21 protein-coding genes are annotated in these 25,837 nt (G+C 47.5%); 7 read left to right on the forward strand and 14 right to left on the reverse strand.

Going from position 1 to position 25,837, the window contains the following annotated elements:
• Positions 1–489 precede the first annotated feature (489 nt).
• The gene (locus tag ACO6UY_RS03015; RefSeq protein ID WP_163369423.1) at positions 490–1,005 is read left to right on the forward strand and encodes a GNAT family N-acetyltransferase; all 516 of its coding nucleotides are present in this window, start codon (positions 490–492) and stop codon (positions 1,003–1,005) included.
• 397 nt (positions 1,006–1,402) lie between these two features.
• Here ACO6UY_RS03015 and sctV read toward each other — a convergent pair whose 3' ends face one another.
• The 3 genes from sctV to ACO6UY_RS03030 are packed head-to-tail and all read right to left on the reverse strand — an operon-like array spanning position 1,403 to position 4,307.
• The gene (sctV, locus tag ACO6UY_RS03020; protein ID WP_101744773.1) at positions 1,403–3,484 is read right to left on the reverse strand and encodes a type III secretion system export apparatus subunit SctV; all 2,082 of its coding nucleotides are present in this window, start codon (positions 3,482–3,484) and stop codon (positions 1,403–1,405) included.
• A gap of 43 nt (positions 3,485–3,527) precedes the next feature.
• Entirely contained in the window at positions 3,528–3,821 is a 294-nt protein-coding gene (locus ACO6UY_RS03025) for a hypothetical protein (protein ID WP_269673303.1), read from the reverse strand.
• 12 nt (positions 3,822–3,833) lie between these two features.
• Positions 3,834–4,307, reverse strand: coding sequence for a hypothetical protein (locus ACO6UY_RS03030; RefSeq protein WP_422449493.1), 474 nt, complete (start codon positions 4,305–4,307; stop codon positions 3,834–3,836).
• 160 nt (positions 4,308–4,467) lie between these two features.
• Between ACO6UY_RS03030 and sctC the strand changes: the two genes are divergently transcribed.
• Together sctC and yvcK are read left to right on the forward strand one after the other, a co-directional pair.
• Positions 4,468–6,669, forward strand: a complete 2,202-nt coding sequence (gene sctC / locus ACO6UY_RS03035) for a type III secretion system outer membrane ring subunit SctC (protein WP_422449491.1) — start codon at positions 4,468–4,470, stop codon at positions 6,667–6,669.
• A 92-nt stretch (positions 6,670–6,761) separates the two neighbouring features.
• Positions 6,762–7,676 (forward strand): uridine diphosphate-N-acetylglucosamine-binding protein YvcK, encoded by a 915-nt coding sequence (yvcK, locus tag ACO6UY_RS03040; RefSeq protein ID WP_422449489.1) that lies wholly within the window; start codon positions 6,762–6,764, stop codon positions 7,674–7,676.
• A 171-nt stretch (positions 7,677–7,847) separates the two neighbouring features.
• Here the strand turns inward: yvcK and ACO6UY_RS03045 are convergent, their stop codons facing one another.
• The 11 genes from ACO6UY_RS03045 to ACO6UY_RS03095 all read right to left on the reverse strand — a co-directional run bounded on the left by ACO6UY_RS03045 (position 7,848) and on the right by ACO6UY_RS03095 (position 20,990).
• Entirely contained in the window at positions 7,848–8,489 is a 642-nt protein-coding gene (locus ACO6UY_RS03045) for a sugar transferase (RefSeq protein ID WP_269673307.1), read from the reverse strand.
• A gap of 31 nt (positions 8,490–8,520) precedes the next feature.
• Positions 8,521–9,717 carry a glycosyltransferase family 2 protein gene (locus tag ACO6UY_RS03050; protein WP_422449487.1) on the reverse strand — a complete coding sequence of 399 codons (1,197 nt, stop codon included), beginning with the start codon at positions 9,715–9,717 and terminating at the stop codon, positions 8,521–8,523.
• Complete coding sequence (locus ACO6UY_RS03055) at positions 9,714–10,808, reverse strand: glycosyltransferase (RefSeq protein ID WP_422449485.1); 1,095 nt, start codon at positions 10,806–10,808, stop codon at positions 9,714–9,716. Before ACO6UY_RS03055 ends, ACO6UY_RS03050 begins: the two co-directional genes overlap by 4 nt.
• Complete coding sequence (locus ACO6UY_RS03060; protein WP_422449483.1) at positions 10,805–12,310, reverse strand: GumC family protein; 1,506 nt, start codon at positions 12,308–12,310, stop codon at positions 10,805–10,807. Before ACO6UY_RS03060 ends, ACO6UY_RS03055 begins: the two co-directional genes overlap by 4 nt.
• Entirely contained in the window at positions 12,300–12,812 is a 513-nt protein-coding gene (locus tag ACO6UY_RS03065; protein WP_422460887.1) for a hypothetical protein, read from the reverse strand. Before ACO6UY_RS03065 ends, ACO6UY_RS03060 begins: the two co-directional genes overlap by 11 nt.
• Positions 12,813–13,041: 229 nt before the next feature.
• Entirely contained in the window at positions 13,042–14,172 is a 1,131-nt protein-coding gene (locus tag ACO6UY_RS03070; protein WP_422489017.1) for a glycosyltransferase, read from the reverse strand.
• Positions 14,165–14,767: an acyltransferase gene (locus ACO6UY_RS03075; protein ID WP_422489019.1), complete on the reverse strand. Its 603-nt coding sequence runs from the start codon at positions 14,765–14,767 to the stop codon at positions 14,165–14,167. Before ACO6UY_RS03075 ends, ACO6UY_RS03070 begins: the two co-directional genes overlap by 8 nt.
• Positions 14,768–14,852: 85 nt before the next feature.
• Entirely contained in the window at positions 14,853–16,349 is a 1,497-nt protein-coding gene (locus ACO6UY_RS03080; protein ID WP_422489021.1) for an O-antigen ligase family protein, read from the reverse strand.
• A gap of 12 nt (positions 16,350–16,361) precedes the next feature.
• Complete coding sequence (locus ACO6UY_RS03085) at positions 16,362–17,792, reverse strand: lipopolysaccharide biosynthesis protein (RefSeq protein WP_422466030.1); 1,431 nt, start codon at positions 17,790–17,792, stop codon at positions 16,362–16,364.
• A gap of 5 nt (positions 17,793–17,797) precedes the next feature.
• A complete protein-coding gene (locus ACO6UY_RS03090) occupies positions 17,798–18,901 on the reverse strand; it encodes a glycosyltransferase family 4 protein (protein ID WP_422460897.1) in 1,104 nt (367 codons plus the stop codon).
• Positions 18,894–20,990 carry a putative bifunctional diguanylate cyclase/phosphodiesterase gene (locus ACO6UY_RS03095; RefSeq protein WP_422449469.1) on the reverse strand — a complete coding sequence of 699 codons (2,097 nt, stop codon included), beginning with the start codon at positions 20,988–20,990 and terminating at the stop codon, positions 18,894–18,896. The genes ACO6UY_RS03090 and ACO6UY_RS03095 overlap by 8 nt, the downstream gene beginning before the upstream one ends.
• A 338-nt stretch (positions 20,991–21,328) precedes the next feature.
• Between ACO6UY_RS03095 and ACO6UY_RS03100 the strand changes: the two genes are divergently transcribed.
• The 4 genes from ACO6UY_RS03100 to ACO6UY_RS03115 all read left to right on the forward strand — a co-directional run bounded on the left by ACO6UY_RS03100 (position 21,329) and on the right by ACO6UY_RS03115 (position 25,743).
• Entirely contained in the window at positions 21,329–21,661 is a 333-nt protein-coding gene (locus ACO6UY_RS03100) for an STAS domain-containing protein (RefSeq protein ID WP_209199922.1), read from the forward strand.
• Positions 21,662–21,839: 178 nt separating this feature from the next.
• Entirely contained in the window at positions 21,840–22,199 is a 360-nt protein-coding gene (locus ACO6UY_RS03105) for a hypothetical protein (RefSeq protein ID WP_422489023.1), read from the forward strand.
• Positions 22,196–25,039: an SLBB domain-containing protein gene (locus ACO6UY_RS03110; RefSeq protein WP_422466029.1), complete on the forward strand. Its 2,844-nt coding sequence runs from the start codon at positions 22,196–22,198 to the stop codon at positions 25,037–25,039. Before ACO6UY_RS03105 ends, ACO6UY_RS03110 begins: the two co-directional genes overlap by 4 nt.
• Positions 25,036–25,743 (forward strand): CpsD/CapB family tyrosine-protein kinase, encoded by a 708-nt coding sequence (locus tag ACO6UY_RS03115; protein WP_101744791.1) that lies wholly within the window; start codon positions 25,036–25,038, stop codon positions 25,741–25,743. Before ACO6UY_RS03110 ends, ACO6UY_RS03115 begins: the two co-directional genes overlap by 4 nt.
• Positions 25,744–25,837 lie beyond the last annotated feature (94 nt).

Genomic DNA, 25,837 nt, shown 5'->3' on the forward strand with positions numbered 1-25,837 from the left:
TAGGCAATGAATTTACTCTTGAATAGATAGGTTGCCTGAAAGAACAGTATATTCTCTGTTTCTTGCTGAATGATATCCTCTAAAAATTCAGGATTACAGGGCTATTAATTCCCTTGTTTCCATCATTGCTTTAGAATAGTTTGTGCTGGTTTAGTAAGAGTCATTGAGTTTTAAAGATGGTTTGGAGTTTTCTTGTTATGAAATCATATAAATGTCTTTAATAAGAAATAAGAATAATAAAATCTTCCGGGTTTTGAAGGAAAAGTTATATTTGATATTATAATTCATCTGCAAAGATGTTCGGGGCTTTCATCTTGAAGTCCCCTTTACAAAATCAAGCCTGCTAAATGGATTAGATAAACTTAAACTTCAGCTTGGTTGGATAATCCTCGGCACATCAAGTCCTATCAATGGGTTACAGGTATATCAATAAAGCCCATGGTACTTTTGCCGATGTTTTACCTGATAGCTGACTATCAGGATAATGATATGCATATAGACTTGGGTAATGGTTACTGCCTCAGAAGGTTCCTTTATGGCGATGCGATCTCTCTGGCCAAACATGGTAACAACGCCAAGATAGCCAGAAACCTTCGGGATACTTTTCCACACCCTTATACCATAGAGCATGCGAGAGCCTGGGTTCAGCATGTCAAGGAGCATGAGACCAGAACCCGCTTTGCTATTGACTGTGGTGGTGAGGCTATTGGTGAGATCGGGTTTGTTGTTCAGCTGGATGTTCATCGCTTTGGCGCAGAGATTGGCTTTTGGGTGTCAGAGGATCATTGGGGTAAAGGCATTATGACCGAAGCACTCTCTTATGTGTGCCAGTATGCATTTGATGAGATGGGGCTGGTTCGTATTTTTGCTGATGTGCAGGCCGGGAATGATGGCTCTCGCCGTGTGCTGGAGAAGTGTGGCTTTGAGCTTGAAGGTGTGATGAAAAAGCATGTCTATAAAGAAGAGCAGTTTATTGACCAACTGGTTTTTGCGTTAGTTCGTTAATCGTTCTTTTTCTCTGCTTCTCCTTCTTTCGTACAGCATAACTTCTACCCCGTTCTGGGTTAGAAGCTATGCTGTACGAAAGTAAGAGAGAAAAAATAAGAGCTGATTTGATTGCTATCGGAGATTTTGCGCAGAAAGCATACCTGCCAATTCTTACTGAGCACTCCACTCATCATCCGTCCATAACGCCTGTTCTCTACCTCGAAGCAGTGATTTAATCAATGAAATTCAAAGTAAATATCGGCTAATTAACTTTTGCGGTGGTGATAAGCCGCTGATTCATTTTAATGGGGATGTTGATTAAAGGTGCGATTGTCAGAAACATCCGTCCTCATCTACTGGCTGATACCAACTGCCAGCAGATTGAGAAGCACCTCCGGTACGGTTATGACCTTGCTTACAGGGAGATACGGCCCAGTGGTTGAACGGTAATCTCTTCCGTTAACTCCTGGTGTGAAAGCACTGCCAGGTCATACACTTCCAGCTCCAGAAGTTTTCGGACATAGCGGCGTATATCCATCGAAGTAATCAGGACGGGCTTATGCTCAAGATGGCCGATTTTGCCAACAGAGTGTTTAACATTTTCCACAAACTGGGCAGAGGTCGATGGGTCAAGCGCCAGGTAGCTGCCTGCTGAAGTCTGGCGGATACCGGAGCGGATGGTATCTTCGACATCCTGGTCAAGCAGGTATACTGGCAGCATATTTTTGCCGTTAGAGTATTTGTAGCTGATGTAGCGCTTTAATGATGAGCGGACATACTCGGTTAACTGAACCACCTCTTTCTCCTTGTGTCCCCAGACAACCAGGGATTGCAGGATGGAGCGGAGGTTCCTGATGGAAATATCTTCGGATACCAGGCGCTGGAATATCTCGGTGATCTTGTTAACAGGTAACAGCCTTTGGACTTCCTTAATCAGTTCGCCAAAACTGCTTTCCATTTTTTCCAGCAGGTAGCGTGTTTCCTGAATGCCCACAAAATCTTCAGCATATTTTTTCAGGACATGTGCCAGGTGGTACGTCAGGATTTTTGAGGAATCCATAAAGTTGACATTGTTGCGCTCAAGTTTGTCCTGCTGGCCTTCAATGACCCAGAGAGAGTCCAGGCTGGGCAGAAACGGATCGCCAACTTCATAAGGGATCTTCAGCATGTCCAGATGTTCATTACTCTCTCTCACGAACAGCGAGCCTGGTTTGAAATAGCCCGATGCGACGGGAACTTCCTGCAGCAGTATGCTGTAGGTGTTCTCATCCATGGCGTCATTAAACCGCAGATGTATACCGGGAAAGGGAACCCCGAGATCCATGTACAGTGATTTCCGGACTTTAAGCAGCTCTTCATTCAGGGAGGTTGTGTTCAGGCTTTTCTGAACAGAGGTAGGGACATCAATAATCAAGGGCAGAGTCTGGGTGAACTCTTCCTGCTGATCCAATCTGGATTTGGCCTCACTGGGTGATTCTGTTGCTGCGGCCATGGCCGGAATGCCGCCATCTTCCTCAGCTGTCCGGGCTTTTTCCACTTTCCTCATCAGAAAGTAGCCACCGCCACCAATGGCAGCAGCAAGAGCCATGAAAGTCAGTGTCGGGAAGCCGGGGATCAGGGCAAAGCCGAGTAACAGTGCTCCGCCAACCATTAGGGCCTTTGGTTTATCGGTAAGCTGAGTGCCTATCTCATTACCAAGGTCCTTGGCATCTTCGTTGGATACACGGGTGACTATAATACCGGCGGTAATGGATATCAGCAGGGCTGGTATCTGGGAGATAAGTCCATCCCCTACGGTTAAGATGGCGTAGAGCTGGAGAGCTTCACCGCCACTCATACCATTACCGGTACCGATAGCGACACCAGCAGTAATGTTGACAAAGATGATGATCAAACCGGCAATGGCATCACCTTTTACGAACTTCATGGCTCCATCCATCGAACCAAACAGCTGGCTTTCTTTGGTCACCAGCTCACGACGGCGCTGGGCTTCTTCCATTTCGATGGCCCCGGCCCGAAGGTCAGCATCGATACTCATCTGCTTGCCAGGCATACCGTCCAGAGAGAAACGGGCGCTGACTTCTGCTACACGTTCCGAACCCTTGGTGATGACCAGGAATTGGACAATGGTGATGATAAGGAAGATAACGACACCAACGACCAGGTTACCCCCTACCACAAAGTTACCGAAGGTATAGACAATCTCACCGGCATCTGCCTGAAGAAGGATCAGACGGGTAGTGGTAATGGACAGAGCCAGACGGAAGAGGGTCGTTATCAGCAACACCCCCGGAAAGGATGAGAATTCCAGGGGCGACTTCAGGTAGATGGAGGTCATCAGAAGTATGGTGGAAATCCCCATGTTCAATGCAATAAGGAAGTCCACCAGGGGGGTTGGCATGGGCAGAATAATAAGCCCGATGATGGATACCAGCAGGCCTGCCAGTACCAGATCATTTCTGCCGCCAAAATTCAGCCCGGGTAACAGTTGTGCCATGAGAGGTGCGCCGCTGCTATGGGGCTGGCTATGGTCTTGAAGATCAGCGGCTCAGTGCAGCTTTTCTCTTCTTGAGCAGGGCTCGCCCCTTGATCCATTTAATAGCCCGAATATCACCACCGGGCTTTGCGTATTTTAGAAAATTATCGGCTGCGCGAATGGATTCTTCAGGCCGTTCTGCCTGTAAGTAGGCGTAGCTGAGCATGCGATAAATATCGGGGTTTTTCTTGTCTATTGACATCAGTGCTTCTAACAGAGCGATGGATTTTCTGGGCTGCTGGTATTCAAGATAATAGGACGCCTGTGACAGCATCCAGGTTTTTAATGACTTATCCATTTCACTCATCCTTTAGCTGGCAATCAATACATTACGGCACATCATTAAATATTCACTGTCGGCTTTGGCTTTTTCGATGACTGACAAAGCTTCTTTCATTCTTTTGGCGTGACCGCTATTCTCAGGCAGTTGCTTTAAAAAGTCGGAAAAAGAGTCCATGGCATCCTGTGTGAAGCGGTAATGCTCCTCCGGGCTTGAAGGGATATTCTGACCGGAAACCTTAGTCGCAAACTCAAATTCAAGGCGCTCATAATTTCGGTTCATTTCCAGAGTCTTCCAAGTGTGACAAACAACATTTTTACCGGAGGTTCTGAAATTTGATTTTGATTTAGGATAGTCTGAGTGCACTAAAGCACTGTCGATCCGTGAAATGCCTGAAATACCGTTACCGAAAGAAACTGGTGCTGCCATGATAAAGTCCGCCTGATAATTTAATCCTTTCGTTCTATCGGCGTGTGTACAAAGTGATAAATGGATTTTTCTCATGTTAATTATTTTTTTGACGAAATACTGGTGAATCCGGTTTGTTTTCCGATAAACTGGTTTGTAACGAACGTTTATTGACACTCTCGACTTTACAAGGCATCTATTCATTAAGGGCTGTTGAATAAGCTGGAGCAGACATGAGCATGGAGGCACGCGTCTGATGGGCTTTATAAGAAATACCCTGATAATCCTGTCCCTTTTACTGGCGATTACCTTTCAGGCGCTGGCGAACTGGTCATCTGAAGAGCCACAAACCAGAAAACATTTAGTGCGTCCCAACGAGACTCTGGAAGTGATTGCCGGAAGCTACGGGTTTGAGGTGAATGAGCTTGCCCGCTATAACAAACTGGATACTACCCAGGCCTTACGGGTAGGACAGATTATCTATTTTCCATCCGACATCGTGTCGGAACAGCCTGACCGTCCTTCAGCTGAGCCGGGGAGAGCCCTGGACGCCAGAGTTTTTCCCGATTCCGCCGGGGACCCTGTTTCCTGGGGGAGACCATTGGATGCCAGGGCGTTTCCCAGGCCAGATGGCTCATCTGTTGATGCCGAAAGAGCACGACTAATGCCATATATAAATGATGGGCAACTGTCCGGGAAAGGGACGAGTTTTTCCCAGTATGGTAGTCAAACTCATTATGCAGCCACATCTGACTTTGATTATAACTTTGCCCAGAAAGACGACCGTCAACAGGCAAATCAAGCTTCAACCAACCCCTACATGATGCGACAACATACACCATCCGGAAATGGTATGGTTCTTTCTGCAGAGGATGCCATTCAGGATGCGATTGATGATTTTGAAGGTACCATTGGTGATGACGAATCACCTGCCCTGGCAGCGTTTGGTGCGCGCCCGTATGCGTATTTTGGCAATGGCGACAGTTTGAAGGAAGTATTGCAGAATTTTGCAGGTAGTTATTATATGCCATCCATCATAGCGGATACGGTGGTTGGAGAGGTTAATGGCAAGATTGGTCCTATGACCCCTGTTGATTTCCTGGATCACCTGGCCAATATCTATGGTTTTATCTGGTATTTTGATGGGCATACCCTGTTTGTTTATGATGGCAGCTCCTCCAGCCAGCAGATTATCAGCTTAAACTATTTACCAATAAAGCAGCTGAAGAAAACCCTGAAAAAGATTGGTATCTGGGACGGTCGCTTTTTCTGGAAGGAACAGCCGAAAGAGGGGCTTGTCTTTATTTCCGGGCCTCCCCGTTATATCGAGCTGGTGTCTCAGACAGCGCTGCTGCTTGATGCGAAAGAGGGGGAGCGTCAGAAGAGTAAGCTGACGGTTCGCACTTTTCCGCTCAAATATGCCTGGGCAACTGATAAGTCATTCAGCTTCAGAGGTCAGCAACTGACAGTCCCCGGCGTCGCCACGATTCTGACCAGAATTATTAAAGGTGGCGGTGTCGCCCAGGTGACCAAACAGGGATTGCCTAACCCATCGGTGACTCCGGCAGAGAGTGTCAGCAGATCCGGTGAACCCGGCATGAAAGATGGCTCTGAATCATCCGCAGGAGACCCGCTGAATGCCGGTGCAGAAGCCGATGAAGTCTATATCAATGCTGATCCGCGACTGAATGCGATCATTGTGCATGATCTTGAATCCAAGATGCCAATGTATGAAGAACTGGTGGCTTCTCTTGATAAACCGACATCGCAGATAGAGATCAGTGTTTCAATTATTGATATCAATACACAGGACCTGAGAGCGCTTGGCGTTGACTGGAGTAATTCTGCCAGCTCAAATGATACCAAGATATCTTTTACTCCCTACCCAAATGCCCCGACGCCAAACTATACAACCATTGTCTCCAGTGCACTTGGCTCCTTTAATGCAAATTTACAGTTACTGGCTGATGAAGGGAGGGTCAAGATTGTATCTAGGCCGTCTATTCTGACACTCGACAACATAGAAGCCATTCTCGATAACAGCAGTACTTTCTATGTGTCAGTTGCCAGTAATGAAGACTCTGAACTATTCCCGGTGACCTCAGGGACAGTTGTTCAGGTTACCCCAAGAATTGTTCGTGAAGAGCAGGGTCGACGTATCCATATGACCGTCAATATTCAGGATGGTTCAGGAAGCCAGGGCACAGAAGACATCGGGAGTAAACTACCGGAAGTGACTAACAGCTCAATTAATACTCAGGCTATCATCAGTGAACAGGAGAGCCTGTTAATCGGTGGCTTCTATAAAGAGCAGGATGAAGCAAAGCTTACCAAAGTTCCGTTGCTGGGCGATATTCCGGTTCTTGGCCATTTGTTCCGTGCAGAGTCAAAGTCAAAGATTAAACAGGTACGTTTATTCCTGATAACACCACGCATCATAGGTTCAACACAAACCTGATATCGGTTAAAGGAGATCATTTTCGTAATGGCTGAGCAGTTAACAGACAATGATCTTCTAGACCGTATTTTATACGTCTAAAAGAACTTGCCATGTATTCTGTCAAAACGCTTTATCAGTGTCGCCGGATTGTTGCCATCGGTGGTGGGCATGGCCTTGGTCGGGTCATGGCAAGCCTGGGATTTCTCGGTGGGCACCTGTCAGGCGTTGTTGCAACTACGGATGATGGCGGGTCAACGGGACGACTCAGGGATGGCAGTGGCTGTATTGCCTGGGGAGATCTCAGGAATTGCCTTAACCAGCTGTGTTCGGATACCCCAAACCTTGCTCGGATTCTCTTTGAGTACCGCTTTAAAAATAGCGGTGATATCAGTGGGCACAACCTCGGTAACCTGATTTTACTGGCAATGGATCAGATGTGTGTTCGCCCACTGGATGCCATAAACCTGATTCGCCAGATGTTACAGGTCGGTGCAGAGTTGATACCCATGTCAGAAGAGCCTGCCCGCCTTGGTGCTATTGTGGGTGGTCAGGAAGTGGTCGGTGAAACGACCATTGATGCTTTGGAGAAGTGCCCGGAGAAGTTGATGATTCTGCCTGCGATTCAGCCGACGGATGAAGCAGTCGCCAGAATAAAAGAGTCCGATATGATTATTTTAGGACCGGGTAGTTTCATGACCAGCATCTTACCGGCGATCTTGATGCCAGAGGTTGCCGAAAGTATTGGTAACAGCAAGGCCCTGAAAGTCTTTGTGGGTAACATTAATCAGGAAGTGTCGGCTGTCGGAAAAATGTCCATCAGCGATAAACTGTCATGGATGAGTGACATGACGGGCGTATATCCAGACGTGCTGCTGTGGCCTGCGGAGAATGAACCACCGGAAAACCTCCGATGCGATATACACACCATGCCATTGGCTGATACCCACCAGCCGGGCGTGCATAGCCGGGAGGCCTTAAGGCAAGGCCTGGATGAGATTGCCGGTGTTTTGTTTCAGCAGATCTGATTAAGTAGTTAACCAAATGAAATCATATATTTCTGACTAAGTTGTCAGTCACTCTGCGGCGTTGCAACTCCGGTCACATAGCTACGGCTATGCTCCCTACGTTGCGCCTTGCATAGCAACTGCCCACTTAGCCAGAAATATACGATTCCATTTGGCCAACTACTTACCGCTCTACTGCCCCCTGCCGGTTACCATGACAAAAATGGTTTTGAACATGACGTAAATATCCATTTTCAGCCATTCCCATGGGCTGCTCAAAGCCAAGGCGTAGGCGTGGTCATAGGCAACTTTATTTCTCACATCATTCAATGTTTCATCATAACCCATGTTGACCTGGGCTAGACCGGTAATACCGGGAACAACATCAAACGTTCGTTCGCTATAAAATGGAATGTTCGTTTCCAGCTTATTGTACATCCCTGGTCGTTCAGGTCTTGGGCCAACAATGGCCATATCACCGACCAGCACATTCCAGAGTTGTGGCAATTCATCAAGACGGGTTTTTCTCAGGAAGTTACCCACTTTGGTAATTCTCGGGTCATTTTTTTGAGCCCAGACAGGGCCTGTTCCTGACTCGGCATCATTGCGCATGGTCCTGAATTTTTTCATCATAAATAAGCGAATATAGTTTTCCTTCTGATAGCCAATACGCATCTGCTGATAAATAATCGGTCCTGGGCTATCAAGGCGAATGGCCAGCGCGATAAAGGGAAACAGTGGCAGGGTGATTGCCAGCCCGGCCAGGGCGATAAGAATATCCATTAATCGTTTGCACATTGAGGCGAGAGGATGGACGTAGGTTGACTCTTTCATGGGTACACTCCTTAAGTACGTGTTTAAATCCTTATGTTTCAGTCGTTACTCTTTTCCATTGGCCTTTGGTTTGGCCTGAAAGATAGTTAATCAAACCGATAGCCATGGCCAGGTGCCCGGATACCAGGTAAAAAAGCACTCTCAATTTCTTATGATCTGGTTGTGATCGACGGAAAATATAAAAGACAGTGATACTGTAAATGCCCAGCTGAATGGCCAGAATAATCTGAAAAACAGGGTAGGATAGAGCTAGTAATGCTGAAGATGCCAGTACCATAAACAGGAACAGCGGCATGAATGGGCGCAGAAACTTACCGGAAAAAAAGTTGAAGGCGATCTTTCCAAACTTGGGATGTAATAAGCCAGCGTGACGAATGGCTTGTTGAATATTGCCGGCAGCAATTCGCTTTCTTCGCTGGAAATCCATCTCATTGCACGCCTGCTCCAGCTCCATGGCGATGATTCTCGGGTCATAAAGACATTGGTAGCCCTTCATGGTTATTTGTACCGGAAGGGTGAAATCATCATTGATCGTGTCTGCGGGGATCAGGTCAAACAGCTCACGGCGAAAGGCATAAAATGCACCATGCACCCCCAGGGTTGCACCCAGAGAGCTTTCTCTTGTTTTAATGCTTCGCTGGTACTGCCAGTAAGCCTGCTCACCAACACTGAGTGATTTTAAAAAGTGGTAGCTACCGCAAATGACCCCGGTGTTTTCATTGCTTAAGTGAGCCGCAACGATTAAAAGACTATCGTTTGATAACAGTGATGATACATCGGAGAGGGCAACCACGCTGCAACGGGAGAGGCTGATGGCTTCATTCAAAACAGCGACTTTTCCACTGTTTTCAGGCTTCTCTACTACGGATAAGTTCAGATGGTTGCATTCAGGCTCGGCCAGTGTCTCCTTTGCCAGCTGGGCTGTACCATCCGTACAGCCATCGCATACCAGAATCACTTTCAGTTTATAGTCCGGGTAATCAAGGGCAGCGAGGTTTCTGAGTTTTTCCTGAATAGTGCCTGCTTCATTATAGGCGGGCATGATCAGACTGATGCTTGGCAGCATGTGATCAAGAGGCGTGATGTGGTGGTGTCGTTGATAAAAGTTGGGCCGTGTGTTTTCCAGTCCCTGTGTCATCAATTTCAGAGCGATGGGATAACCAACATGGTGATATACAACGACCACGCCTGCCATGAAGAAGGTAATCAAGGCCAGCCACTCTATCATAGTGGCCTCCCGCAATACAGGTCATCGTATTGACTGATCATTCTCTCCAGGTTGCAATGGTTAACCACAAAGCTGCGTGCCGACGCCTGTTTTTCTTTATTGATGCCTGAACTGAGCTGTATTTTGAGGGCGTTTTCCAATGCCTGTGCACTTTCAGCCTTGATCAGGATACCGCTCTGTGGATCAACCGCTTCACGACAGCCACCCACATCGGTCAAGACAACCACTCTCTGGCAAGCCTGGGCTTCCAGCGGCGAGAGTGGCAGGCCTTCTTTTTTTGAGGCAAGACAGAAAATATCAATAGCGTGGTAAAAGCCGGGCATATCATCAATGACCCCCAGAAAGTGTACCCGTTGCTCCAGGTTAAGCCGCCTGGTTAGCTCTCTGAGTTCATGTTCAAGTTCGCCTCCCCCGGCAAGGGCGAGGTGTGCACTGTCGGGTAGTCTGGAAAAGGCATGAATCAAAAGGTCATGGCTTTTAACCTCGGTAAAGCGTGCCGCACAACCAATAATGGCGGCATCCTGGGGGAGATTCAGTCTATTTCTGGCTGCGGTTTGGTCTGCTGGCTGGAATTTATCGGTATCAATTCCATTAAGAACCACGGCTGGTGTAAAGAGCGGAATATGCTGTCGAATGCTGGCGGCAACCAGTTCTGCATCTGCGGCAACGGTCGGTTTAAGCAGGTGGAAGCAGGCCGCTACCAGCCAGCGTCGTGTTTGCTGGTTAAGATGCCAGGCATCGTGCTCAGTATGCACATGGCCACATCCGGCCAGTTTAGCGGCGATGCCACCATAGATAAGCGGGCCTACATGGTGGGTATGAACCACATCAATATTAAGTTGTCGTAAAAGTTGTGCGAGCCTGGTCACCGTCGTGAGACTCAATCCGGGAGGCTTGGCCAGAAAGTGAACCCTTTCCATGCCCTGAAGTCTTGGCCAATGTTCAACGGCTTCAGATTGCGTTCCTTCAAGACTGATAATATGAACATGTTCCGGGTTTCTGGCTTTTCGCTGTATGTCTAAAGCCATTGTCTCGATACCGCCCGGGGCAAGGTGCTGGACTATCTGTGCTATAACGAGAGGCGCTGTCATGATGATACCTCCCCCTCGTCGAACCAGTCTTTTTCCGGATCGTAAACCAGCGTTGGTGCTGTGGGCATTGATGGTATCCTGGCCAGAACAGGAACACCTGCAATGCGTTCAATACTGTCCTGAAGTCGTAAGGTGGTATCCGATATTTCTGAAATCGCCGCCAGACCAGTACCGATACCCAGACCGGCAAAGATACCTGCAACAATAAATAACGACGCCGGCAGCGCATTAGGACTGCTGGGAGTGAAGGGCTCGTCGATGATTTTAACCTGTTCTGATTCCTGATAAGAGCTCAGGTCTTCCGTCACTTTTGCCATGACATAACGGTTCAGAAAATCATCATAAAGTCTCTGTTTAATACCAAAATCACGTTGCAGTTCAACGAGAGTCCGCTCTACATCAGCAAACTGCTGCACTTTACTCTGGAGCTGGTCGGTTTGATCTTTAATATTTTTCACTTCGTTCTGCAGGCTGTTCACTTTGGCCTTGGCTTCCTGAACCGCCTGCAGCTGAGAGGCCAGTATGGTGGTTTGTCCTCCCTGGGTGTTATCCATTGAAACGGAGGGGGTTGATGACGCCAGGTTCCAGAGACGTTGAACATCTTCCGTTTTTAACTGACTGCTTTCTGCAATCATTCTCTGGCGTTCAGCCTGCAATCTATCGAGTTCTCTGACCAGGGTCTGAACTTTGCTGTGCCTCTCTGTATAACGTGAGCGAAGCATACTCAGAGTGGTGCGGGTGTTAATAATTCGTTCTTCAAGTTTACCGATAACGGGGTTGGTTTGAGCCAGGTTACCATTGAACTCTTCCATTGCCGCTTTGGCACCGACCAGTTCAGTCTCTTTTTCCATTAACAGCTGGCGGAGTTCGGCCAGTCTGGTTACGTTTGCTTTATGGAGTTCCGGAAGCTCCAATGCGAACCTTGCCTTGTAATCAGATAGTTCCAGCTCTGCCTCAGAAAGCTCCTTGTGTCGACGATCTACCTGATCCTTTAGAAACTGGGTTGAGGCAACTTGCCAGGATTTTTGTGGTGCCTGAACCAGAGTAAGGAAGTGTTCAGTCACTTTGGTCAGCAGTTCTTTAATATCGGTTTTGTTTTGACTTCGATAATAGATTTTGACCAGGTCACCGCCGAAGACGATGGACAGTGAACGTGATAGTTCATCAATGGCCTCATCTATTTGCTCTTCAGAAGATTTATAGTCGATAAACCCAACAGCTCTGGCAACACCCTTTAATACCTTGCGACTCTTAAGGAGTATTTTCAGTGCTAATTGCCGTTCTTCCAGGTTTGTGGATATGGTGAAGTCTTCCAGAATGGGATTTAACTCAGTGGTATTCTGAAGCAGTATGGTGGTGTGTGCTTCATAAAATTTGGGGGCCATGAAGCTGGCAAAAAAACCAATCACCGGCATGATCAAAATAGGCACACAAATAGTGTAACGGCGCCGCCAGGCTGCGCTGAGAAGTCGGAAGAGGTTTCTCAGGATTTCACTGGACACCCTTACCTCCGGAAATATCATTGCCCACCGCATGAATAGTGGCTGAATCAAGATCCAGTTCAGGTTGGTAAACCAGCTCTATTTTTTCGCTGTATTGCTCCAGTATATCTTTCAGACTCTGTAGCCTTGCCCAGGAGTCATTCAGTGTTTGGAAGGGTTGCCCGGCAGAAGAGGGAGCTACGGAAATAATGATGTTGAGATGCTGGCTTTCGGGTAATGAGTTAAAAAAGAGATCAATAACCTGTTTATGTTGATTATTAACCTCTAATTCCTTTTGAGTGAAATTAATAGACAACTGACGACGATACCTGTTTTTGGAAAAAGGTAATGCGTTTTCTTTTTCATTCATTCGCGCGATAACATCGGCAATCTGCTGTGTTGATCTTGTTTGCTCATTTTCCATCAGGGCCTGAACATTCAGTTGTGATTTGCATCCGTAAAGGAGTGACATGCTGAAAAACATCAGTACCGCAAGGATGCGGGATTCATATCGCTTAATCACGGTGACTTCCCTGTTATCAGCCTCATATTACTCTTCAGTCAACTGGCTCAGTGGCAAATTGTCATTGATTGACAGTTTTTTGTCCTTCAGTGAGTAGTTGATTTTCCTGATTGGTAATAGTGTTAGCTTTCATGACACTTTCTAATAATAAATACAAGCATTTATGCTTCATTATTATTAATTGTAGCTGCTGTTTTAACAGGGAATTAATTTAATGAGCAGTGTGTTTTTAACGTGATAAGTGGTTGATCAGTGCTTCCAACTGCGTGGCTCTGTGCTGCCATGATTCGGTTGAGACCCTGTTCTGCCTGCTGGCTTTCTCCTCCCGCAGATCATTGGCCCTCAAAATGACTCTGGAAAAGGGTTCTTTAGGTGACTGAATGGCCAGAAGATTCTCATACTCTCGAACCGCAGGAAAAGAAGTGGCAGCGATGGGAGTACCCGAGGCAAGATATTCTCTCAACTTCAGGGGATTACAGGCCGCTATCTGTTTGTTGTTGCGAAAGGGCAGCATGGCGACATTCCAGTGCTGAATATAGGAGGGCAGCTGATGATGGGGCCTGGCTCCCAGAAAGTGTACATTTGGCAGAGCCTGAAGAGATGAAACATCAGTTTTGATATCGCCAATAAAAACAAATTGCCAGCTGGGCAGGGCAATGGCGGACTGGGCCAGTATATCTGTCTCCAGCCAGGCAGAAATACTGCCGTAGAAACCGGCAATAGGCCCGTTTTCCGGAAGATCATGGGGCCTGGCTGCCGGTGATGAAAACAGCGGGTAATCAACACCGTGCGGCAGAATAATGGTGTTGGGATGAGTAAACTTCCTGGCCAGTGTTTTGCTGACCACAAGAATCAGGTCAACCTTTTCAGCCAGCTCCTGTTCTAATGGTTTGACCATGGTATGATCAACGCCATCAAGGCCTTCAAAATCATCACCACAGTAGTAGATAGAAGCCCGTTCATTCAGGCTACCCACCATATCGACGGCAGTGGGCAGTGAGAGCCAGAGAATAACCTGATCAAATCCTTCCTGCTCTATTGCCCTGTTAATGTCTTTCAGTAAAAGTCGTTTGTTCAGTAGACGAACCCGTTTGGAGCGGTGAAAAGGAAGAACCCTGGGATTGATGATAATGGGGGGGATTTGCTCTGAGGGTGTTTGCGCAGGTTCACCAGCACGCCTAATCATGGCCAACATTTTTTGCCAGACTCTTTTTATATCCCTTAACGAAAACTGCGGCGACCTCATGCCAATGGAGTTTACCCAGATGACCCGATGCCTTTTCATTAAATGGCTGATCAGGTGCTGGGTACTGGAAGGTAAGCCTCCCCAGTCTTCGCCAAATACAATGAGATCAGCCATTGTCACGCTCCGATGGCAAGTTCAGTGATTTGATGACCCTGGCTGGAATCCCCCCGGCAAGAACACCGGGAGGTAAATCCCTGGTGACAACGCTGCCAGTGGCAACAATGGTTCCCGCTCCGATGGTTACGCCCCCCATGACTGTAACGCCAGCCGCCAGCCATACATCATCCTGAATAATAATACTGCCTACCTGATCATCCGTATCCGGCTTTCCCTTTGCCCTGGCGGCCGGGTCAACAGGATGCCCGGGGTACCCAACCAGCCTGACTTTAACGGCGAACCGAACGTTATCGCCAATTTCAATCCGGTCACCGACAAAAATTTCATTTTGCCAACTGATACCGACATTGTTGCCTATTTTCAGTTCCGGCTTTTTATTGCCTGAAGCTCTGCCACTGATGGTGGTGTGGCCGGAAAGACGACAATGGTCACCCATGGTGATGGTTAATGGCCCCAGTAGCAGCGGCATGCCTGAGTAGAGATAGAGCTTCCCCGGGACATTGGCAAGTTGAGATTTGAACAGCGGTGTCCAGTAGAAAATACGAATCAGACTACTGAAAGCCCCGGTAATCATTTTATGCAATTGATACATTAAGCCGTGGGCAGGTCTGATTACTGGCATTTCAATGCTGCGAATGGATTTCAAAAAAGAGAATAGAGCCCTTCCTGCGACAGAGTCACTGTTTTTTATTCGGGCTTTCAGGCTGTTTAGCATGTGGCAAACCCTTGCCGTGTATGGTGTCCGCTAATCCATTAACTATAGACGCTTTTTCTGTCTCTGCGTTTTCTTCTTCGGCCGGATAGTGATTGTCCATAAAGTTGGCAATGGCAATACTGATTGATGTAATGATGTAGACTGGCCAGAGAAAGCCCTGACTCAGAAAAGATCCGGAAACGCAGAAACCAACCAGTCCTGCATAGGTTCCTACGGCGATAGCGGTCATATGGGGATCGTACTCCGGTGACCCTTTATTTCTATCCAGGCGCGTCAGGGAGCTGCGTATCGACATGAAAATGGTGAAAATCATAAAACCGAACAGGCCAAAGCCAACAAAGCCGGATTCTGACATGACCTGAAACCAGGTGCTGTGGGTAACGTGGGCCTGACCCTCCGCCCGGCTGTGGGTTGCATAATCCCAGTAATTATCCAGGAAGAGAGATAGACCAACGCCGGTCATCGGGTTTCTGAGGGCCATGTTAAAAGCCGCTTCCCAGGCGTGGATACGGCCCATCGCTGATGCATCAACGCCCTCCTCTGCGGCACCCCCGGATTTACGGTCGCTGATGCCCGCAGCGGCCACCAGAATCATCAGGCTAAAGCTGCCAATACTGATGAGCAGCAATTTTGATTTGATGATGCGAAGACCAAAGATACCAAACACGGCAACCGTCGCCAGTAAGCCGCCACGGCTTTGCGTCGCAATGATAGATGACACAAAGATGACAATACCAATCAGGCCAAGCAGCGTTCTGATCTTGCCGGTGCCTTTGGTGGTTGCCAGGGCCACGGCATAGCTCATGGGAAAGCTGAGAACCAGAGAGAGGTCGTTGGGGTCACCCAGACTGGTGCCCGGAATGGTGACACGGGTTTCCTCGACCATACCGATACCGTTGGCATTGTTATACAGTGTGACACCGCCCACAGCCAGACCAGAACAGATGATCAGAAAGTGCGCCAGCTTGAAGTGCCAGTGCTCGGTCATCAGCCACGAGATGGCCAATACCATGATACCGATTTTCATATAAACACTGGTGAAGCTGCCAAAAGCGGTGGGGGGATAGCTGGAAAATGCGATACCAATGACCACCCAGCCAAAAAAGCGGGCAAAAATGGTGTGTTCATGACGCCAGTAAACCTGAACTTTCTTGGTCAGGATAATGTGCCAGGCCAGCACAAAATAGGACCCAAGTGCGGTTAACAGCGGGATCTTGATGGGGTCCAGCTGAGGAAAAACCTCATGGAGCCGGAAAAATGAGAACATGATAAAAATCAAACAGACCACAAAGGGTTTTTTAAGAATAAATATCAACCCCAGCGGGATCACTGCCAGCGGGAGCAGGGCTATAGGGTGTGGAAAGATCAGGCTTGGCAGTGCTGCAAGAGCGCAGTAAACGGTGACGGTTGCTGTCTGGTAGCGATTAACAAACAGCCGTTCAAGGTTGGGTAGCCGCATCTTTAAAACACCCTAGTGCCTTAAGTACTTGAGGGTGGTAAAGAGCGGGCGACGAAAGAACAGCAGCTGAGTGGCTGAAAACAGGAGCACTCCAGCCAGAATCATCAGAAATAGTTGAGCTGCCTCATGTACCTGGCCGGTCAAATTATCCCTAAGCAGGAGTAACCCTCCCAGCATAATCATGGCGCTGCAAAAGCTGGGTAAAAGAGCGTGCAGGAAAGACGACGATTTCAGCTCGAATGCTGGCAGCATGAGTTTCAGGTGAACAGCGAAACTGATCAGGTTAATGCTTAACCAGGCCCAACATGCTCCTTCAACACCATATTGGATACCAACGAAAAAAATTGGCAGGGTCAAAATAGTTAACAGTAAAGTATGGCTATTTTTTTTCGGTTCACCAATGGCCGTTATACCGGTAGCCAGCATTTCCGACAGCATTCGGAATGGGCTGGTCAGGCAGAGAATTTGAAACGGTACAATTGCCGCAGCCCATTTATCAGAGAGGACCAGAGTGATTAATTCAGGCGATATGGCACACATACCGAGATACATGGGGAAAAGTACCAGACTGGCAAGCTGAACGGATTTATGCAGATATTGCCCGGCAACATTACGTTCATTCTGAAGCTTGGCAAATGATGAAAGCCCAAGGTGGTTGAGAAGTTCGCCGATCTTGTCGCTGGGAAGATTGGCCAGATTCCTGGCAACAGAGAACACCCCCAGATCGGCTTTGCTGAGCAGGCGGCCAATGCTGATGTTGCCAAAGACATTGACGAAATAACGCAACACATCATTAACGGTGGCGATGCCACTGAATCCTGCCATTTTGGCAAAACCCCTGAAACTCAATGCAGGCCGGACCCAGCAGGGGGCTATTAGGTTATAGCCAATGGTCAGAGCCAGACGCATAAACAGATGCCCCAGAATCAGTGACCATACGCCGCAACCGGAGGCAGCCATGGCGATGGTGACAAGGCTGGTCATCAGGGCGGTATAAAACTGGACTTTTTCCCGCTCTTTGAACAGCATCCTGCGGCTTGCCATGGCATAAGGGAGGGTATGAAAGATCATAATAAGGTGCTGGCAGGCGACTGCCCGGACCAGAACGGTCACTCTTGGTTCATCAAAGAAGCTGGCAATAACCGGGGCGATGGAAAAGAAAACGCTGAAAAAGACCAGACAGGAAACAATGTTAATCGTGCAAGCCTGCCGGAGCCGGTCTGTGGTGAGCTCTTCTGCCTGAATGATCGCTTTGCCGATACCAAAGTCTCCCATCAGTGCAAAGATACCGATAAAAGCCATGGTCATGGCCATAAGGCCATAATCATCAGGTGTCAGCAGGCGGATCAGAATCAGTGTATTGAGCCAGGTGAAAATCTGGGCCACAAGGCGCAGGATCGCGCCAACTTTCAATCCTTTGATAACATTCTGTCCAAGTTCCATTGAGTTTATCCAACCGTTTGAGAGCGATCCTGTTTCTTATTAGCCAGGCCATGGGCAGGGGACTCTTTGATGAGGTTATTGGGCCAATCGTACCCTTTTGCCTGCACGGCTTGCTGGTAGACATCAAGAATCTTTGGCAGGATTGCCTGACTTGAATAGTTATTGATCACTGTCGCAATACAGGCTTCTCTGATTTGCCACTTTACGGCCTCTGGCAGTGAGTCCCAGAACAGCAGTAAATTGCTCATTGCATTAAGGTCGCCAATCGGAGACGTCCAGCCATTGAAGCCCTGCACAATAAGGTCCGGAAGTCCGCCCAATGGAAAGCTGAGGACAGGCACACCATGAGCCATGGCTTCAAGCGCCACCAGGGGCAACCCTTCAAAGCGGGAGGTGATACACAACAGGCCAATATCGCGCCAATGGGCTTCCATGGATTGAACCTGTCCCATGAACATGACGTTATTGACCTGCTGCTTTTGCAGCATTTCTTCCATTGGGCCACTGCCATAGAGCCGGAAGGGGAGATGTGGCTGGTGCTTGGCCAGTTGCAGAAACAGGTCAGGACCTTTCTCGTGACTCAACCGGCCAACAAAGGCGATGGCTGTTCCCGAGGAGGGATAATGTTCCGGAACCTCCACAAAGTTATCAATCCGATGGGGAGCACTGATCCATCTTCTGGCAATCTCATCACTGACGGCAATATTTTCAGATATGGGGCTGCTCAGCTGATCAAGCAGTGAATATAGCCGGACCATACCTTCACCCGGATCACCATTATGAAAGGTGGAAACAACAGGCGTCCTTGTGACTACCGAAGCCAGGCGGCCAACAATACCGGCTTTGTACCCATGGGTGTGAAGTAACAGAGGCTGTGTGTTTTTGAGTGCTGAGATCAACCCGGGCAACTTGCCGCTGAGGTAGCGAAAACGGAGGGCCGAGTCTGTTAAGGCCTGTTCAAGAGGGTGTTCAGCCTGATATTGCTGGTAAAACCAGATTTCTGCAGGCCAGCCACTGTTTTTCAGCGCTTTGCCAAGTTGGTAAACATGGGTCTCGATACCACCTGCCTGTCGGGAGTCCAGGAGTATGACAATGGGATGATCAGTCATTATTGTCTCCCGGCGTTTCATAATCTCCGCCCTCTACCTGCGTATTACCCGACAAGGCACGCTGACTTGATATGAGGCTGATAAAGTCGTGGGCGGACAGTGGCTTTCCGTAGTAATAGCCTTGTCCTTCCTGACAGCCTTTGTTAGCCAGGTAGGTTTCCTGTTCAACAGTCTCTACACCCTCAGCCAGAACTTTCAGGCCGAAGCTCTTGCCAATCTGAACAATCGCTTCAACGATGCCACAGTTTTCGCGGTTATCAGGAAGATCTTCGACAAAGGATTTATCAATTTTGATTTTGTCGAAGGGAAACTGTTTAAGGTAACCCAGCGAGGAGTAACCTGTTCCAAAGTCATCAAGTGCCAGTGTTACCCCAATGTTTTTCATATTCTGGAGCTGGGCTTTCGATGCTTCCAGGTCATCAATAATGGAGGTTTCTGTCACCTCAAGCTCCAGGGTTTCAGGGGGAATCTGGTATTTATTCAGTAAAAAAGCGATTCGATCAGCAATATTCTGATCCTGCAGCTGAATGGCCGAGAGGTTGACGGCCAGACGCAGGTTTTGATGACCGTCAAGGTGCCACTTGTTTAACTGTTGGCAGGCATTCTCCAGAACCCAGTTACCAATAGGAATAATATCAAGACTGTGTTCTGCCATGGGAATGAACATATCCGGTGAGATCACCCCTTTCTCCGGGTGATTCCAGCGCAGCAAGGCCTCGGCACCCACCAGCTCGCCTTTTTGATAGTTAAACTGTGGCTGGAACGCCAGGCTGAGTTCGTGGTTTTCAAGGGCCTGGTGGAGGTCCATTTCCAACCGCTTGCGCTGGCGGATTTCGGTATCAATCGTGGCTACATAGAACTGGTAGCGGTTGTGGCTTCTGGACTTGGCCATGATCATGGCAAATTCAGCCTGCTGCAGGAGGGTGTCGACATCCTCACCATCATCAGGAAAGAGCGTTATTCCGACAGTAGCACTGATGGTCAGCTGCTCATTGTTAATCTCGAACGGTCTGTCAAGCTGCCTGATCAGAGACTGGGCCATCTCAGCAGCCTCGTAGGGCTGTTCGATCTTTGATTGGATAATGGCAAACTGATCTTCACCTAATCGACCAATATAGGCTTTATTGCCGATGCAGTTTCTAAGGCGATCCGAGACTTTTACCAGAATATGTTCGGCGGCATTGAAGTTGACTTGGGCATTGAGGGATTTAAAGTCATCCAGTCCGAGGCAGAGAATAGCGATGTTCTCATGCTTGTTAGTGGCCTTTTGGATAAAGGTATTGATCTGGTTCTGCAGGGTGCGGCGATTTGGTAGTCTGGTCAGGTAGTCATATTGGGACAGCCGCATGATACGGGCTTCTGCTTTTTGACGCAGACTTTGATGGTAGTTAATGGATGTTAACAGTTTATTGGCCGTTCTGACCCAGAGACCTAACTCATTATTTTCATTACCTTCAGGCACAGGCAGCTGCTGTTGTCCCGGTGCTTCAGGATCGATACTTGATAAATGGCGAATCAAACGATTCATGGGGCGAGTCAGCAACGTTGAGCAGATCAGGTACATCAACAGAGCCATTGCTATGGCCCTGATTATCCCGGCAAATACCACAACGACGGATCTTTGAATAAACGCCTTACCTTCGTAGGCCGTATCAATGGAGAGAATCAATTCCCCAAAGTGTTCTTTCCCTGATTCAAGTGGCTGACGGTAGGTACGGATGGAGTCAAAAATATAGTCAGAAAGGAGGCGGTACCGGGAAGCAAAAATGGGCCTCTCTACCTTGGCCAGATTTGCCGTATCATCCAGTCGTATTGCTGCCACCTGCACCGACTTCATTTCCAGCAGACCATTGAGCACTTCTTGTCCCATATCGGTATCCAGACGATCAACCGCCTTGCTGGCGGGATCATGAATCATTGCCAGCAATTCCCGGGCTTTTCGATCAATATCAGCGCTGGACAGGTGAGCATCCAGAAACACCTGCACAAGGCTTAGTAATATGCCTAATGTGCAGGCACAGAGAAGGACCGCTTTAAGCAGTTTGATGGATAAGTGTTCTGCAGAATGCACGCCCTTCTGGGTATCCATAAAAATAACTTTAATAATTAGCCATCGATTCAGAGTTATTTGGATACAGCTTCATGTCTGAATGCATTAAGGCGTGTTGTCTGGTTGGTATTTTTTACAGCCTTACGAATTAACTATAGGGTTTGCTCAGATTTGTGTTTTATAAAAAAATGAAATTTTAATTATTTTTTAATTCCCGAGACTATTTCATGATCTTTTGCTCTTTTCTTTAAAATATGACTTTTACAGAATGCATCTCTGTTCTTTTGTCTAATCTAATTGAATGTGTGTTGTGTAAAATTATGTTTTACTTTTATCAGGTAAATAATAAGAAGTATTGAAGTTGGGAGTAACAGGTAATGGATTACGCGACTTATCAAGCCAGCAGCTGTGATATTATTGAATTGCATAACAAATTCAATGCAGAGACAGTGAATGAGGTTAGAGGTCACTTTGATCATTTAATTAAAGAGTGTGCAGGAGATGTCCTTGTTGATATGAGTTCTGTTAATGAACTTGATTCTTCAGGCATCGGTGCGCTGGTTTTTCTTTATAAGCGTCTAAAGACTGAGAGCAGAAATCTTGGATTGCTTGGTGTTAATGGAAAGCCTGACGAGTTATTGACAATGCTCAGGATTAACCAGACGATCAAGCAATATGAGAGTATTGAAGAGTATCTGTCGAAAAAATAAATTATTTTTATTTTTTTCTATTTTGATATCGGGTGGTAAATCTGCCGGGTATCTGTTTGTTTGTTTTTTATTTCCTTTACTCTCCTCATGCTCATTTCTATGGCCATTTCATGCTGACCGTGATTTTAGCCTTACAGTTGATGAAAAACGCAATATCAGGGATATTAACCGGTCTCATGTGATTAAGTTATTGAATATCAGCCAATCCAGATATATTGAGCTCAAAGACGCTGGTGGTGAATATTGCCTTCCCGGGCAGATGAGCTTAATCAATGATAAGCATCGGCTTATCAGGCATGAGATTGATGGTGACCTTCTGGGCGATGCCAGTCATCAACTCAGTGAATCATTTGTGGCCCTGGAAAAGGTTCGTTTGATCATGGAGGCGATGGCTGAAGATGGCGGATGCCCTTTACAGTATGCTTCAGGGCTGATTCAAGAGGGCCACAAACCATTACGGTCGAAAGACTCTGTTCTGGGGCTTTCAGACTGGCCAAGACCTGTAAATTTATGGCTGTTTATGCGGGTGCCTCAATGAAGACTCTCCATTGCACAGGTATTTGCAGCAGGCTATTGCAGACTCTGGCAGTTTTCCTGTTATTCGTCGTCTATTCTGGCGGAGTACTTGCCAATGCACCCATCGAAAAAGGTGGAGTGTTCCTCATAAAGCTGAGTGATGGTGGAGAATCTGTGCCGCTTCTTCGAGTTGATGAGGCGGTGGCAGTCACTTTTCCTGATGGAATGGTTCTCAATTTGATGGGAATGGATGAAGAGGCTGCTTCCTCTGAAATACTCAGTAAAACTGGTGAATCTTATAATGTAGAGAGCATAAACTATATTGCCCCGGAACGTTTGATCAACATTGCCATCCTCGGTGATATCCAAAATCCCGGGAAGTACCCTTTTCCCATTGACTCATTGTTAACCAGTCTTAATTCGTACCACACTTTTTTTGACGATACTGATGTTGATGCAGATTTTACCCTGATCAGGAACAGCCAGCATATTAAAGTGCCAGCCGCACAGTCAGGGGAATGGCAGCTGGAAGCCGATGATGCTGTGCTGATTTCTTTACGGGAGAAAACTCCTGAAAAAACAGTTGATCCGCAGAAGCAGACGGGCAGTAAAAAAGAAGTTTCACCTCAACCTGGTTTGAAAAACAATCAAAGCGCTGGCATAGAAGCTCACATGTTGGCTGCACCGGTAAGCGAAGAGGAGACTGTTCTGACGGGGCCAGAATCGGCGACTGCGGAGGTGGCTACCCCGGAAGTAGCTGACGTATCAGGCGTTGAGGTTGATAAATCATCAGGGCGGACGAGAGACCCTGTACATTATCAGTTGCAGTCAGGGGATATTCTGGTTATAGGGCTGCCGGGGGAAGAGGGGTTTAATACGAACTTCCTTATTGGCAGAGATGGGACTATCCACCTGCCTGAAGTAGGGCAGTTGAAAGTAGCCGACCTTACGTTAAGGGCTGCAGATAAAGCCATTTATACGGCGTTGTCCGATGTGTTTCTCGGGCTTGATAAACTGACCATTCATTTGAAGGAAAAACGGCTACTGATCACTGTATTGGGTTTTGTCAACAACCCGGGTGAGGTCGAACTGCCCAGTACCGGTAATATCCAAATGGCGATTACCGAGGCAGGGGGCTTCGTTGATGGTGCCCAGCTGGATAGGCTTCAGTTGAGAAGGGATGGTAAGAAAAACGTCTTTAACTTTAAACGCTATCTGGATACCGGGGACCCCTCTGTTCTTCCGGAGATAAAGTCTCTGGATGAGATTTTTGTGCCTACCTCACCTGGTTTGAGCAGTGTGCACGGAGAGCCCAGAGCCGTAGATGATAAGGCGCTTGATTCTGTTTCTGACAGGACCGTGATCAAGGTATTTGGTGAAGTGCTGAAGCCCGTTAGCTTTCCTTACCAGGAAGGCATTAATGTTGTGGATGCCATTTTGAAAGGCGGGGGGGTTACCCGCTATGCCAATGTTGAACAGATTCGGTTGCTTTCTGGTACAGAGCCCAAGCTGTTTGACCTTAAGAAGTTTCTTGACAGTGGAAAAGATGAAGATTTACCAATGTTGGAGCCGGGATCAACCATCTATGTTGCTCAGCAGGTTGATTCTGTTTCTGGTGGCGCGCGTAAAGTGTATGTGATGGGACAGGTTCAGAAGCCCGGTGCATTCGAAACATCTGAAGGCGTTGGTTTTCTGGATATTCTCGCTAGCTCAGGGGGCCCTACCCAATATGCCGATATTCGTTCGGTCAGGATTTTGAAAAATAATGGTACAGTAGTACCATTTAACTTTCAGGATTTTACCGAAGGACGAACCAGCAGCATACCCTCGATTGACTCGGGCGATGCGGTGTTTTTCCCCGAAAAAGGTCCTGAGGATGATAAGTCCTGGCTCAAGCTTGAAACTGATGACTCACTGAAGATACTCGGGGCTATTAAAAAGCCCGGCCGCTATGAGTGGGCACCTTCGGTAGATTTTATGGATTATATCAGTAACGCTGGTGGCCCGACTGATAAAGCAGACCTCGCCCATGTGAAAGTTATTAAGCCAGGCCCCAATGATCAGCGGAATATCATTGAGTTCAATATGCAGGAGTTTATTGAAGTTGGTGGGTCATGGTCAGATATGCCTCAACTGACGGGTGGTACAACGATCGTTATTCCCGAGTTGCCGGAGAACCCATCAGCCAATACTTCCAGCTGGGTTAAGTTACCAAAGGAAAATGCCATCTACGTTATGGGTGCTGTTAAAACACCGGGGCGCTACGCTTTTAACAATGAAATGGGCTTTCTGGATATAGTCGGTGCTACTTCAGGACCTTCAGAAGAAGCAGACCTGAGCCAGATTCGAATCGTTCATCGCAATGAGGGAGCCCCCAGAGTCACCAAGTTTGACCTTGTGAGATATTTTGAAACGGGTGATGACAGTTTGCTACCAAAAGTGAAACCCGGTGACTCTATCTTTTTCCCATCCAGAGCACGTAAATGGGTTGAGAAAAAACCTGAAGATACGGTCAGGATTATGGGTGCTGTTTTTGTCTCAGGCCGTTATGAATTTACCAATAACATGACCATTCTGGATTTACTGGCAGAGGCGAAAGGACCAAAGGAGACCGCTTATGTTGAGAAAATACTCATAGTCAACAGTTCCTGTTGTGAGAACCGGACGGCGACATTTGATCTGGTGGAATTTATGAAAGACCCGGATGCTTCACGGTTACCGGTGTTAAGGGCTGGTGATACGGTCTTTGTGCCAGAATTATCACAATCAAACTGGAATGTTCTCATGGGGCTGGTTGCTGATGCGGCCGCTGTTTTGACGGTAATTCAATTCCTCACCAATCTGGGATGGTTTACGCCATGATCAAGCTACCCATTAACTATCTGGAGATTGAAGAGGTATATGGCAACAGTATTGGTAAAGGGTTGCGTTCGGTCGCTATTACTTCCGCCAATGCGGAAGAGGGCTGCAGTACCCTGGCTTATGCGTTAAGTCAGCGCAGTGAAATCGATGGCAAGCGAACGTTACTGGTGGAAGTGAACATGCTGCACCCTGAACTGGGTGATATTTCCGGGCATATTCATACCGACTGGTTGCCCAATCCTCAGTCTGCTGATGGCTGTATTATGCGTTCGGACGATGTGAACCTGGATATACTGCCGGCTCCTTGTGATACGGATGTGCTTGGATTTCGCAGTATTACCAACATGAGCAAGCTTATGGAGCATTGGCTGGAAAACTATGACGCGGTGATTTTTGATACCTCCCCGGTAAATGCCAGGAATCGTAATAATATTCCCGCAGAGTCCATTTGTGCCATGGTTGATGGAACAATCATGATCGTCATGGCTGGAGTGACTCGACAAACACAATTCAAAACAGCACTGGACAGGCTGACCCAGCATGATGTGTCATTAGTAGGTGTTGTTTATAATGATTTTCTAAATCCTCGTCTGGCGGATGAAATTTGCCGGGAAACCCGTCGCCTGGACAACTGGTTTCCTAATGCCATGCAGAAAGTCAGAAATTACGTTAAAAAATCTTCGTTCTTTAATATTGACCTTTAGGGGCTGTGTTCCCTTTGGTTATCTGCGTCATCAAACAGGTTGTCGTAGCACACAGTGAAATATCAAAGGGGCTCTGCTGGTAGTGTTTTGTCCC

It is taken from the genome of Endozoicomonas sp. ALE010 (genome assembly GCF_049310165.1).
Classification (GTDB): Bacteria; Pseudomonadota; Gammaproteobacteria; order Pseudomonadales; family Endozoicomonadaceae; genus Endozoicomonas.